This window comes from Amycolatopsis sp. NPDC004772 (assembly GCF_053601215.1).
The window spans coordinates 62,420-74,908 of record NZ_JBSGBK010000038.1 but is presented as its reverse complement, the minus strand read 5'-3'; the positions used below and the strand labels follow the sequence as shown (position 1 = coordinate 74,908).

General features: G+C 65.9%; 9 protein-coding genes and 1 tRNA gene. 7 read left to right on the top strand and 3 right to left on the bottom strand.

What is annotated here, in order from left to right; all coding sequences use genetic code 11:
* A partial coding sequence (locus tag ACWEF6_RS23155) for a lyase family protein (RefSeq protein ID WP_449684853.1) occupies positions 1 to 687 on the bottom strand: 687 nt, incomplete at its 3' end.
* Positions 688 to 755: 68 nt separating this feature from the next.
* On the opposite strand from ACWEF6_RS23155, the gene ACWEF6_RS23150 reads away from it, so the two are divergent.
* Positions 756 to 1,397, top strand: coding sequence for a TMEM175 family protein (locus ACWEF6_RS23150; protein ID WP_449684852.1), 642 nt, complete (start codon positions 756 to 758; stop codon positions 1,395 to 1,397).
* 4 nt (positions 1,398 to 1,401) lie between these two features.
* On the opposite strand, the gene ACWEF6_RS23145 is transcribed toward ACWEF6_RS23150, so the two are convergent.
* On the bottom strand, positions 1,402 to 1,944 hold the full coding sequence (locus ACWEF6_RS23145) for a DinB family protein (protein WP_449684851.1): 543 nt from the start codon (positions 1,942 to 1,944) through the stop codon (positions 1,402 to 1,404).
* Between the two features lie 211 nt (positions 1,945 to 2,155).
* Here ACWEF6_RS23145 and ACWEF6_RS23140 point away from each other — a divergent pair, with 211 nt between their 5' ends.
* Entirely contained in the window at positions 2,156 to 3,004 is an 849-nt protein-coding gene (locus tag ACWEF6_RS23140) for a hypothetical protein (RefSeq protein ID WP_449684850.1), read from the top strand.
* Between the two features lie 226 nt (positions 3,005 to 3,230).
* Positions 3,231 to 3,303, top strand: a tRNA-Lys gene (locus tag ACWEF6_RS23135).
* Between the two features lie 571 nt (positions 3,304 to 3,874).
* Here the strand turns inward: ACWEF6_RS23135 and ACWEF6_RS23130 are convergent.
* The gene (locus tag ACWEF6_RS23130; RefSeq protein ID WP_449684849.1) at positions 3,875 to 4,438 is read right to left on the bottom strand and encodes a site-specific integrase; all 564 of its coding nucleotides are present in this window, start codon (positions 4,436 to 4,438) and stop codon (positions 3,875 to 3,877) included.
* Positions 4,439 to 5,690: 1,252 nt separating this feature from the next.
* Here ACWEF6_RS23130 and ACWEF6_RS23125 point away from each other — a divergent pair.
* The 4 genes from ACWEF6_RS23125 (at position 5,691) to ACWEF6_RS23110 (ending at position 12,449) form a co-directional block, all read left to right on the top strand.
* Positions 5,691 to 9,200 (top strand): DEAD/DEAH box helicase family protein, encoded by a 3,510-nt coding sequence (locus ACWEF6_RS23125; RefSeq protein WP_449684848.1) that lies wholly within the window; start codon positions 5,691 to 5,693, stop codon positions 9,198 to 9,200.
* 611 nt (positions 9,201 to 9,811) lie between these two features.
* Positions 9,812 to 10,540 carry a restriction endonuclease subunit S gene (locus ACWEF6_RS23120; RefSeq protein ID WP_449684847.1) on the top strand — a complete coding sequence of 243 codons (729 nt, stop codon included), beginning with the start codon at positions 9,812 to 9,814 and terminating at the stop codon, positions 10,538 to 10,540.
* On the top strand, positions 10,537 to 12,075 hold the full coding sequence (locus ACWEF6_RS23115) for an N-6 DNA methylase (protein ID WP_449684846.1): 1,539 nt from the start codon (positions 10,537 to 10,539) through the stop codon (positions 12,073 to 12,075). Before ACWEF6_RS23120 ends, ACWEF6_RS23115 begins: the two co-directional genes overlap by 4 nt.
* Positions 12,076 to 12,326: 251 nt before the next feature.
* A complete protein-coding gene (locus ACWEF6_RS23110; protein WP_449684845.1) occupies positions 12,327 to 12,449 on the top strand; it encodes a hypothetical protein in 123 nt (40 codons plus the stop codon).
* Positions 12,450 to 12,489: the final 40 nt, after the last annotated feature.

The following is a 12,489-nucleotide window of genomic DNA, read 5'->3' as shown; positions in this document are numbered from 1 at the left end:
GCCCCCGCCCCCGCCCCCGCCCCCGCCCCCGCCCCCGCTCGCGTCGCCGGCCAGGCGTGCGTACTCGACGTACGCCGCCAGCGTTCCGGCCGCGCCGCCCAGCGAGACCGGCAGCCCGCCGTCCAGGACGCGCCGGATGCGGACGGCCGCGTCCAGCACCAGCTGCCGCCAGCCCGCGGCCTTCAGCCCGAACGTCGTCGGCACCGCGTGGGCCGTCAGCGTCCGGCCGGCCATGGTCGTGTCCCGGTGCGCGCGGGCCAGCCCGGCCAGGGCCTCGGCCGTCGCGTCGAGGTCGGCGGCGAGCGGCCGCAGCGTCCGGTCGGCCACCAGCATCATCGCGGTGTCGAAGATGTCCTGGCTGGTCGAGCCGCGGTGCACGTACTCGGCAGCGCCGGGTGCGAGCTCGCCGACGGCCGACGTCAGCGCCTTCACCAGGCCGACCACCGGGTTCGCGGTCGCCCGCGCCCCGCGCGCCAGCCCGGCGACGTCGATCCGCGCCTTACCCGCGGCCTCGGTGATCGCCTCCGCGGCCTCCGGCGGCACCGTGCCGAGCCGCGCCTGCGCCCGCGCGAGCGCCGACTCGGCGTCGAGCATCGCGCGCAGCCAGGCCTCGTCTCCGGTCGACGCTTCGGCCGGCGTACCGGCCCGTACCGGGGACAGGAGTCCCGAATCGCGGTCGACGGTCATGGCGTCAGCATCGCACGCGCCCGCCCTCGGCGGCGGCCGCACGACCGGGTCTGGCACGCTCATCCGCCATGACCAGCGCCCCGTCCACCGAGGACACCGCCGGCTCCGAATCCCGGGCCATCGCCGCCGAACGGCTGACCTTCTTCTCGGACGCCGTCGTCGCCATCGCGATCACGCTGCTCGCGCTCGAGCTGCCGCTGCCGGAGGGCGCCACCAGCGCCGAACTGCTGCGGTCACTCGGTCATCACCAGTCCGAATACGTCTCCTTCCTGATCAGCTTCATCGTCATCGGCGGCCACTGGCGTGCCCACCACCGCCTGTTCAACTACGTCACCACGCTCGGCGGCGGCCTCGCCCGCCTCTCCTTCGGCTGGCTCCTGATGCAGGTGATCATGCCGTTCGCCACCAAGGTGATCGCCGAAGACGGGGCGTTCGAGTTCCGGTTCGTCTTCTACGCCGTCGTGCAGGTCATCGCGTTGACGCTGTTCCTTCTCATGGCCCGGCAGATCCAGCGGAACCGCCTGTACCGCGCGGACACCCCGCCGGAGCTCTTCGGCGCGGTCTACCGCGGGATCGGTGCGATGACCGCCGCCTTCGCCGTCTCGATCCCGGTCGCATTCTTCACGCACTGGGCCTACGCGTGCTGGATCGTCATTCCCCTCGTGGTCAGCCTCCTTTCGCGCTTCCGCCGCCGGTCGGCAGCCGCCTGAGCCGTCACTCGCCGGTTGCGCCGTCGATCCGCTCGCGGACCAGGTCCGCCTGGCCGATGTGCCGCGCGTACTCGCCGATCATCCGCAGCATCAGCCAGCGCAGGGTGAACGGTTCGCCGGTGCTGCGCCGGGTGCCTGTCTGCTCCAGCGAGCTGGCCGCGACGATCTCGCGGGAGCGCGCGCATTCGGCGTGCCACAACGAGAACGCCTCGTCGACGTCGCCGCCGAGGTCCGTGAAGTCCTGCTCCGGGTCGTCGTCGGAGTAGTAGAGGTTCGGGACGTCCTCGCCGGTGAACTGGATCCGGAACCACCAGCGTTCGCAGCCGGTGAGGTGCCGCAGCAGCCCGTGCAGGGTCAATGTGGACGGTGGCACCGAGCGCTCGGACAGCTGCGCCGCGTTCAGACCGGCGCACTTCAGCTCGAAGGTGCGCCGGTAGTAGTCGAGGGTCTCGGTGAGCGCCTGACGCTCGTCCGCGACCGGAGCCGGGTCGGTCCTGGGCCCGGTCAGGCGCGGGGGAGGCGTTACCGGGATCGTGTGTTCGGTCATGAGCGGAGCGTGCCACAGGGGTCCGACAGTTTCGGTTCGGCCGGGTGGTCGGTGACCGGGCAACCTGCGCAAAACCCCAGTTCAAGCACGGTTTCGCGAACCCGGTAACGAATTTCGGGGTGCGACGATCTGATCTTCGTCACCCTGCTGCGCACGCCAGTTTCACCGGTCGGAGCGGCACCCCTCGGTTCGGAACCAGGAGATCACCAATATGCAGCGAACCGGACGAAGAACCGCTGTGCTGGCCGCGCTGACGACCGCGGCCCTGTGCGTGGCGCCCGCCGTCGCGTCCGCGGCCCCGCCCGCGAGCACGATCGACGTCAGCGCGACCACCGTGCGTGCGGGCACCACGTTCACGGTCACGGAGCAGCTGACCAACCCGACGGACTTCACGGTCACGGGCGCGAAGGCGGCGCTCTACGTGAAGGAGAAGCCGATCGCCGACGTGGTGGACCTGGTCTCCTGCGCCGGCGCGATCGCACCGTGCGCGCCCTACCTCAGCAGCTTCCGCGGCGGCGTCGGCGACCTGGGCGCGGGCGAGAGCCGGACGGTGACGTTCACCTTGCGCGTCAAGGACGACGTCGCGCCCGGCCAGTTCACCCTCCAGCACCAGTTCGCCGGCGACAACTACGCGTTCAGCGTGGAAGACGGCCCGGCCGTCACGATCGCCCCGCCGGACGAGGCCGACGTCAAGGTCGCGCTGACCGCCACCCCGCGCGCGAGCCTGGTCGCCCGCGTCGACTACGTGATCAAGGTGTCGAACACCGGCCCGGCCACCGCGACGGGCGTCCGCGTGACGGCCAACCCGGGTGCGGGCCGCACGGTCGCGTCGACGACGGGCTGCACCCGCTCGGGCGCGACGCTGAACTGCGCGATCGGCACCCTGGCCCCAGGCACGTCGGCCACGGTCAAGTTCACGTCCGAGGGCGGCTTCTTCGCATGGGGCGCGTTCACGGCGACAGCCCAGCGAGCGGCGAGCGCACCGGCAGACCCGGAAGCGGCCAACGACAAGGCGTCGAAGAAGTGCACTGCGTACACGGGCCTGATCGTCCAGTGCTGACGGCGTGACGCGCGGGGCCCAGCCGGGCCCCGCGCGTTCGTCCACAGAGGATCAGGGCACGAACGCGGCCCGGTCGCGCACCGCGTCGGCTGTCACTTCGGCGGACTGAACGCGGCGTACATCCCCTCGGACGATCCTGTCGAGCACGACGTGCTGACCTTCGCTGGAGCGTCAGCCGGACCCGGAGTGTGAGGGGCTGACCGGGGCCTGGCTAAACTGGGGGTACGGGCCGTTAGCTCAATTGGTAGAGCTGCGGACTTTTAATCCGTAGGTTCTGGGTTCGAGCCCCAGGCGGCCCACTACAATCATGCGTCTGACCTGCGGAAAAGTTCGGTTTGGTGATCTTTCTGCAGGTCAGGTGGATCTGTGTGGCCCGGTGTGTCCGCAGCCGTAGGCTCCGGCGAACGGGTTGGCCTGTGAGTGCACGTCGGCACTGGATGTTCGATTTGGCGGCGGCAGTCGTTGTTGTTGCTGCTGCGGGGAAATCGTCGTTGTGGCGGTGGGCGGTCGGCGCCCTCTGGGTGTGGTTCCGCGTCTGTGTTCGTCGGGCCTGGTGTGCCCGTGGGTGTGGCCGGCGGTGCCGGAGCGGTTCGGCACTGGGCGCGTAACGGAGACGCATCGGAGTCCCCTGGTGCTGGGCCGTCGCCATCGCGTGACCGTGTTTCCCCAGCTCAGGGTCAATATTTGGTGCTCAGCGAGGCGGCGAACCTGCGGATTTGTCGTCCGAGGGTCCGGTTCTGCGGCAGTTGTCGACATGTGACGGCACTGTGCGGCACTGCCCGCTACGCGTCGGCAGTGGAGCGGGAGCCGAGTCCGGTGCGTACGGCCGTGCGGCGCGGCGAACAGGGACGCGCTGATCTTCTAGGCGGCTTAGTGGCGGGTGCCGGGGTAGAGCGAGACGTAGTAGTCGGCAGTGAAGGACATCGAGGCGTGTCCGAGCATGTCCTGAACGCTCTTGAGGTCGTTGCCGGCGGCCAGCGACAGAGAGGCCGCGCCATGGCCGAGATCGTGTAGCCGGATCGGCGGCAGGTTCGTGCGCTCGACCAGGAGGTTCTCGAACTCGTGGGTGAACCGGTCACGCCGGCATGGCATCACCGTACGTGTGGTGAACAGGTACCGCTCTCCATCTGGTCCTGCAGGCAGCCCGGCTTCAGCCGTGAGGTGGCGCCGCACCAGGCTGGCGGTGACGTGGTCGAGAGCGATGGTCCGTGTGCTGTGGGGGCTCTTCAGCTTTCCGTCGTCGTCTTCATGCTCTTCGGGGTCGGGTCTGGTGATGACGAACAGTTCGTTGTGCCGCAGGTCCACGTCGACCTCGCGCAAGGCGGCGGCTTCGCCGCGGCGTCGGCCGGTGACGGCCACGAGGTGGTAGTAGAGGTAGCGCTTGTGTCCGGTGATGGCGCTGAGGAACTCGATTGTCTGCTCTTGGGTCCACACGCATACCGGTCCGGGGCGCCATCCGGTTGCCCGCCAGCGTGCTACCCGCTCGTCGGTCCACACATACGGTCGCGGCTTCACTGCTTTCGGGAGCTTGATCTTTCGGCCTCGTGCCGGGTTGTGCGCCAGTAGTCTGTGACCGACCGCGTCGGTAAGGGCGGAGCTCAATGTCGCGCGGACTCGCGTCACCGTCGACGGCGCCAGATGCCCATACCGAGACCCGCTCCCGGCCGCGATCGCGGTCAACGCCTTCTGCCACGTCGCTCACGCCGAGCGTCACTAGCGGCAGATCACCGAGCTGCGGGAGCAGGTACGTGAGGACGTGCTGCCGGTAAGACCGGCGCGTCCTGGGACTTAACTTGCAGTTGGTGATCCAGTACTCCAGCCAGTGACCGGTCGTCAGCCCGATGCCCTTGGCCGTCGCCGCGACCTGGTTCCGGGCGGCCCTGGCGGCCTCTTCCGAGGCGTAGCTACCGCGGCGCACCCGCGAGCTAGACCCGTCCGGAGCGCGCAACCCTTCGACCGCGAACCACCACGAGCCATGCCCTGGTTCGCTCAACCGGCGACAGCGCGCACCCAGCTGCCTTCCCGTCACCGGGCACCGGCACCCACACCGCCTGAACACTCCACCATCCGATGTCATGGTCACGCACCTCATTCATATGCAAGACAGGGGCACTTCCAGGATCGATGTTGTCGGCATGAGGCGCCGGGCTGGATTCAGTGGGATGGGCACTGTGAGTGATGGCATCGGAGCTCGTAGTCCACGCCAGAGTGAGTCCAAGCGTCGCGGCAGCTGTCGCCGTCGCTGCGATGATGGTGGCTGAGGCAAAGGCGCGTGGGTTTGCTTTGACCTGGTCCGGACGGGTTGCTGAACTGTTCAGGTCAACGTTCTGGAGACCGCACTCAACGAGGAAATGATCGAGCACCTGGGCACGAGAAGAGCCAGGCGGGCCCGTTCCGCAGGTCGACTAACGTGCGCAATTGATTGGTCGGCTGGGACCGGCCTTGGCTGCGGTGCGGTCTTCGGGTGCCAGACGTCAGTCGAGCCTGGCGAAGTCGCGCGGTGCTCGGTCATGGCGTGCCTGGTGAGGTCTCCGACGGCCATCGTTTCGCCGCGGTTGCTGTGCGTGTGGCGAAGTCAAGCTGTCCGACTGGTTAGGTTGTAACATGACTCTCGCACTGCGCGATCTTACTGAGCTACGCCAGATACAGCGGAGCAGCATGCAGTCAGACAGCGAGGAGCGATGATTTGGGGGCGGACCAGCAGGTTCGGGAGCTGGCCGAACGCACTGCGAACTTCGGCTACCTGCTGACGTACGAGCCGGTACTGGTTGTTCATGGTGCTGCAGCGGAGGCCGCGCTGTTCACCGACCCGAATACGGCCATGTTCAAGTGCCGTTTGTTCGGTGAGGCGCTGACGGCAAAGGCGTTCATCGAGTTCGGTATTCCGAACATGCCGGACAAGCAGTTCCAGCGCCTGAAAGTGCTAAGCGACCAGGGCTTCGTTACCACACGCGTCCGCCGCTGGTTCGATGACGTCCGCAAGATCGGGAACCAGGCCGTACACGAAGGATACGCGGCCCAGCGCGACGCGCTGCAGCTTGTCCGAGCCTGCTATGAGCTCGGCGCCTGGTTCAGCCGAACCGTCAGTGGTGACCGCGACGCCGCTCCAGCTTTCGTGCCACCTCAGCCAGGGGGGCCGGCCGAGCCTGCGGGTCCGGAGGAATCGCAGGCGTTGCAGGAGTTGCGCCAGCTGCTGAGCAAGTACCACGCCGAGCTCGTCGAGATGAAGACGACGATCGACGAGCAGACCTCTAAGGCGGCGGCCGAAGCCGCGGCACAGGCAGTGGCGAACCGGGAGATCCTGCGTGCGGTCCAGGCCCAGGCCGGGATGCCGGAGCTGATCAAGCAGCTGTCCACCAAGGTGGATGATCTGCAACGGCAGCTCGGTGCGGAGGCAGCCGCGGCCGCACCTATCGACTCGGCGTTGCGCGAGGAGTACGTCGAGCGGGCCACGATTGCGAGCCGCCCTCGGCTCACCGAGGCGCAGGTCCGGCGCATCATCGACCGCATGCTTGCCGACGCGGGCTGGGTCGTGCAGGCCCGGGCGGCCACCAACGTGTTCGCCGCGCAGGGTGTCGCGGTCCGCGAAGTACCGACGGCGACCGGGCGTGCGGACTATCTCCTCTACGTCGACACGAAGCTGGTTGGCGTCATTGAGGCAAAGCGGGAAGGCGAGAGCCTGGGCGGGGTCGACAGGCAGTCTCGACGCTACGCGTCCGGACTGGATGCCGGCCAACGGCTGGCCGCCTGGCGCAGTTCATTGCCGTTCGTCTACGAGTCCACAGCGGTGGAGACGCGGTTTACGAACGATCTCGACCCGATCGGGCGGGCGCGCAGGGTTTTCTCGTTCCACCAGCCGGGCACTGTCTCTCGTTGGATGCGCGAAGCCGAGTCCGATGTGGCGGCACCCACGTTCCGGCACCGGCTGCGGCGCATGCCCGACCTGCTCACCGAGGGCCTTCGGGCCGCCCAGGTCGAGGCGATCACCGGGCTTGAGCAGTCTCTCGCCGACGATCGCCCGCGGGCGTTGATCCAGATGGCGACCGGCGCGGGCAAGACGTTCACCATGGTCACCGAGACTTACCGGTTGCTTCGGTATGCCGGTGCGAAGCGCGTGCTTTTCCTGGTCGACCGCAACAACCTCGGCCGTCAGGCGCAGAACGAGTTCGACAACTTCCGGACGCCGGAGGACGGGAGTCCGTTCGGAGAGATGTACAACGTGCAGCGGCTGCGCAGTGACGTTGTGCTGGACTCGACGCACGTGGTGATCAGCACAGTGCAACGGCTCTACTCGATACTGCGCGGCGAGGACGTGCCGGATGACGACGCGGCCGACGATTACGACGTGGACGACGCCGTCGAGGTGAACTACAACGCGACGCTCTCACCGGAGTTCTTTGACCTGGTGATCGTGGACGAGTGTCATCGGTCGATCTACGGCAGGTGGCGCGCTGTGTTGGAGTACTTCGACGCGCACATGGTCGGTCTCACCGCCACCCCGGTGGCGCAGACGTTCGGGTTCTTCCACGAGAACCTGGTCAGCCAGTACACCTACCGGCAGGCGGTCGCGGACAGCGTGAACGTCGACTTTGACATCATGCGGATCAAGACCGTGGTCGGTGAGCAGGGCGGCAGCATCCCGGCGAACGTGCCCGTTCGGATCGTTGACCTGCACACCCGCCGTGAACGTTACGAACAGCTCGATACGAACTTGGATTACAGTGCGGATGCGATCGGGCGTACGGTCATGAACCCGAGCCAGATCCGGACGGTGATCCAGCGGTTCCACGACGACTGGCGTCAGTACTTCCCGCACCGTCACCATGTGCCCAAGACTCTGATCTTCGCCAAAACCGATCAGCACGCCGACGACATCGTCGACATCGTGCGGGAGATCTTCGGCGGCGACAACACGTTCTGCGCGAAGATCACCTACCGCGCCGAGAATTCCGAGCAGCTGATTTCGGACTTCCGCAATGACGCGGCGTTCCGGATCGCGGTGACTGTCGACATGATCGCCACCGGCACCGATGTCAAGCCGCTGGAGTGTGTGTTGTTCCTGCGTGGGGTCTCGAGCGCGACCTACTTCGAGCAGATGAAGGGCCGTGGCGCGCGCACGATCGATATCGACGAGTTCCAGCGGGTGACGCCGGACGCGCGGGCGAAGGAGAAGTTTCTGCTGGTCGACCCGGTCGGTGTCACCGACCACCCACTGGTCGACTCCCGGCCCTTGCAGCCGGCGAGTCAGCGGCAGGTCAGCCTGGAGAAGCTGCTGAACAAGGTGGCAAGCCAGGGCATCACCGTGGAGGAGGCTGCCGCACTCGGATCGCGGCTGGCGAAGCTGAACCGGCAGATCACGCCCGAGGAGCGGGCCGAACTTGCCGAGCTGGCGGGAGGCGAGACGGTCACGGAGATCACGCAGGGCCTGGAGCGGGCAACCGACGAGGAGGCGCAGGAGCGAGCGTTCCAATCCGGGGCTGAGCAAGCGCAGCGACAGCTGGTGCTTGATGCCGTTCGCACCTTGGCCGAGCGCCCTGAGCTGCGGGAACGCATCCTCACCATTCGGCGCAAGTACGACCTGCCGTACGACGAGTACTCGGCCGATCGGGTGATCTCGGTGGAGGCACGGCTGATCGGCGAGCATGCGCCACAGCAGACGGTCGAGGACTGGCGTCAGTACATGGCCGACAACGCCGACGAGATCGCCGCACTGCGGGTAGCTTTCAGCGAACCCGCGCGTGATCCCGCCAGCGTGTACAAGTCCTTGACGCGGTTGGCCGCAAAGATCGAGTCGCCGCCTTACCGGTGGACGCCGGAACTCCTCTGGCGGGCCTACCAGCGGCTGGGCATCGCCAAGGGCAACGGTGGCCGCAAGGGCGTGCCGGAGCTGATGGCCATTCTGCGCTACGAGCTCGGGCTGGACTCCGAGTTGCGGACGTACCGGATCTCCGTGGAGGAGAACCTCAGGAACTGGCTGGCGCGGCAAGAGCAGCAAGGTACGCGGTTCACCGGCGACCAGGTCTGGTGGATCGACAAGATCGCGGTGACCCTCGCGAGCCGCCTGTGCGTGACGCACGACGATCTGGATGGCGTACCGTTCACCGAGCGTGGCGGCGCCGACGGCTTCATCCGTGAGTTCGGCGACGACCGCGCTGAGGAACTGCTGGACGAGCTGAACAGGACGTTGCCCGCATGAGCGATCTACCACCAGGCTGGGAATGGGCAACATTGGGCGAGATCGCCAGCTCGGTCAAAAATGGTATCTTCGTATCCAGACCGGGAACTCAGCCCGACGGGGTTCCCATCCTTCGCATCAGCTCGGTGCGTTCAATGCAGCTCGATTTTGACGACATTCGCTACAGTGGGAAGAATCAGGATGAGCTTCGGACACAAGGCGACCTACTTCTTCCAGGCGACTTGCTTTTTACGCGATACAGTGGAAGTCGCGAGTACGTTGGCGTCTGCGCGCGGGTGCCCAGCCACGTAGGGAACCTGACGTACCCGGACAAACTCATACGTGTTCGCGTGCCGATAATTGACTCTAGATACCTCGTAGCTGCCTTTGCTTCCCCCGCGGTCCGATCATCGGTCGAACGGGTTCTCCGAACGACTGCTGGGCAAGTTGGGATATCTGGGAGTTCTCTTAAGGACGTCAGAATGCCCATAGCCCCCTTGGTAGAGCAGCAGCGCATAGTCGCTGCCCTCGAAGAACACCTCTCCCGCCTAGATGTAGGCCGTGGCTACCTGGCAAGCTGCGCTGCAAGGCGCGAAAGTCTCCGCTCGGCGGCATTAGCGGAGGCACACGCCATGGCCATCGCTCATGGCGCCAAAGTTCACAGGATCGCCGAGATTGCGGAGACCCAGCTCGGCAAAATGCTGGATTCGAAGCGGACCGAAGGGACTCAAACTGAATACCTTCGCAACGTCAATGTCCGATGGCAGTCGTTCGATCTGTCCAGCATTCTGACGGTGCCGCTAACATCGAAGGAACAACAGAAGTTCAGCTTGAAACACGGCGACATCTTGGTCTGCGAGGGGGGGCAGCCTGGACGATGCGCGGTATGGCGCGGCAGTCACAAGAGGCTGGCCTTTCAGAAAGCTCTCCATCGTGTCCGGGTGCACGACGGCATCGTGGCCGAGTGGGTTTCACTTATGATAGAGCACGCTGTAAGATCCGGTGCTACCGAGCGGCTGCTTACCGGTAGCACAATCAAGCATCTTCCTCAAGAGAAGCTGCGGGCGATATCAGTGCCAGTCCCCAACGAGCGAATCCAGCAGGTCTTGGTCCAGGAGATCGCTGAAGCCGAGAACGCGCAATCTCGCCTGGCTTCTGAATTGGCAACAATGAGTGCAAGGGCTGACCGACTTCGCCGCTCACTGCTCGCCGACGCCTTCTCCGGCCGCATTGTGCCGCAGGACCCCAACGACGAGCCTGCCTCCGTTCTACTCGACCGTATCCGGACTGAGCGGGCAGCAGAACCCAGGCCCAAGCGCACCCGCCGAGCCAAGAAGACCAACCAGGAGACCCTGCTGTGACGGTGCCCAAGACCGCAGCCGAAGCGAAGCAGCTCGTTGACAAGCTGTGGAGCTACTGCCATGTGCTCCGGCACGACGGTGTCTCGACGATCGACTACGTTGACCAGCTGACCCTGCTGCTGTTCCTCAAGATGGCGCAGGAGCGCGCGGAGCGGAAGTCGTTGGGCGGCAAGAAGGAGATCGTGCCGAGCCATCTCGGCTGGCAGACGTTGCTGGACGCGGACGCCGACGATCTCAAGTTGCGTTACGAGAACATCCTTGGCCAGCTCGGCAAGAAGCCGGACACCGCGCTCGGGCTGATCTATCACAGCGCCGAGAACAAGATCCGCAACGCCGCCACACTGAAGAGGCTGATCGTCGATCTCATCGACAAGGTCAACTGGTCCGGAACCGGTGTGGACATCAAGGGCGACGCGTACGAGGCGCTGCTGGAAAAAGGCGCTGAGGACATCAAGTCCGGCGCTGGCCAGTACTTCACACCCCGTGCGCTCATCGACGCGATGGTTCGCTGTATGCGTCCGGGGCCGGACGACACGATCATCGACCCAGCGTGCGGCACGGGTGGGTTTTTGCTCGGTGCGCACGACTATATTCAGCACCACCACGGAGACCAGCTGTCCAAAGAGGATGCCCATCATCTCCGCAACGGTGGGATCTCCGGTACCGAGCTCGTGCACGGTACTGCTCGGCTGGCCCAGATGAACTTGCTCCTGCACGGCATCGGCGAGCCCGGCGGCAGGGCCCTGATCGACGTCCGCGACGCGCTGGCCAAGCCGCCCGCTGCTGATGAGCGCGCAACTGTGGTCCTGGCGAATCCGCCCTTCGGCCGGAAGTCCGGATTCACCACGGTCGACGAGTTCGGCAAGGTCAGCCGCGAGGACGTCAGCTACGACCGCTCCGACTTCTGGGTTACCACCAGCAACAAGCAGCTCAACTTCGTCCAGCACATCGCCAACCTGCTGAAGATCGACGGCAGGGCGGCCGTTGTCGTCCCGGACAACGTGCTGTTCGAAGGCGGCGCAGGGGAAACGCTGAGGCGCCGGCTGCTCAAGGATTGCGACGTCCACACGCTGCTTCGCCTGCCAACCGGGATCTTCTACGCAGGCGGCGTGAAGGCGAACGTCCTGTTCTTCGATCGCAAGCGAGCTCGTCCCGAGCAGCCATGGACGTCGAAGCTTTGGGTGTACGACTTCCGTACCGGCCAGCATTTCACGCTGCGCCAAAACAAACTGGAGGCGCAGCACCTCGACGAGTTCATCGAGGTCTATAACCCGGAAGATCGGCACGACCGCACCGAGTCGGAACGGTTCAGGTGCTTCACCTATGAGGAATTGCTCGCCCGGGACAAGGTGAACCTCGACATCACCTGGATGCGTGACCCGGATCTCGAGGATAGGGACGAGCTACAGGCGCCCGAAGTCATAGCGCAGGAGATCGTCGAGGATCTCCAGGCTGCCCTCGACGAGTTCGCAGCTGTCGCGGAAGCACTGCAACTGGCCAAGGCCGAACGGGAAGGGCGTACCACCGGCGATTAGGTCGGAGGTGACGTGGGAACCGGAAGACGCGGCTTGCGCCCGAATCGTCAGCCAGCCCGAAATAACTGGACATGGAAGACTCTGTCATCAGCATCGATGCCTAAGCGCACAGTTACTTACAATGGAATGTGCTGATCTGTTGCCACATGGTGTCGTGCGGTGCGTCGTGATCGTCGAGGTTGCCTAGGGCCTCGATTGCTCCGATCACGGCTGAAGCGCGGCTTCGTTCGCCCCACGTCGCGCTGCCGGGTGTGCCCAGCGCGCCGCGGGCGGACGTGCCGATGGTCCCGGTGGTGTCCGGGGCGGCGGGCAGCGGCCTGCTGTCGCCGGTGAAGGAGCCGCGTATCTCGGTGCTGGGCCTGCCGCTCCGGTAGCGATCGGCTCGGCTTGGCGAAGGGCCCTGGAGCGATCCGC

Excerpts from the sequence above, each read along its gene's own strand:
- ACWEF6_RS23150 (WP_449684852.1), top strand. The coding sequence starts at position 756 with ATGACCAGCGCCCCGTCCACCGAGGACACCGCCGGCTCCGAATCCCGG.
- ACWEF6_RS23145 (WP_449684851.1), bottom strand. The coding sequence starts at position 1,944 with ATGACCGAACACACGATCCCGGTAACGCCTCCCCCGCGCCTGACCGGG.
- ACWEF6_RS23140 (WP_449684850.1), top strand. The coding sequence starts at position 2,156 with ATGCAGCGAACCGGACGAAGAACCGCTGTGCTGGCCGCGCTGACGACC.
- ACWEF6_RS23120 (WP_449684847.1), top strand. The coding sequence starts at position 9,812 with ATGGCCATCGCTCATGGCGCCAAAGTTCACAGGATCGCCGAGATTGCG.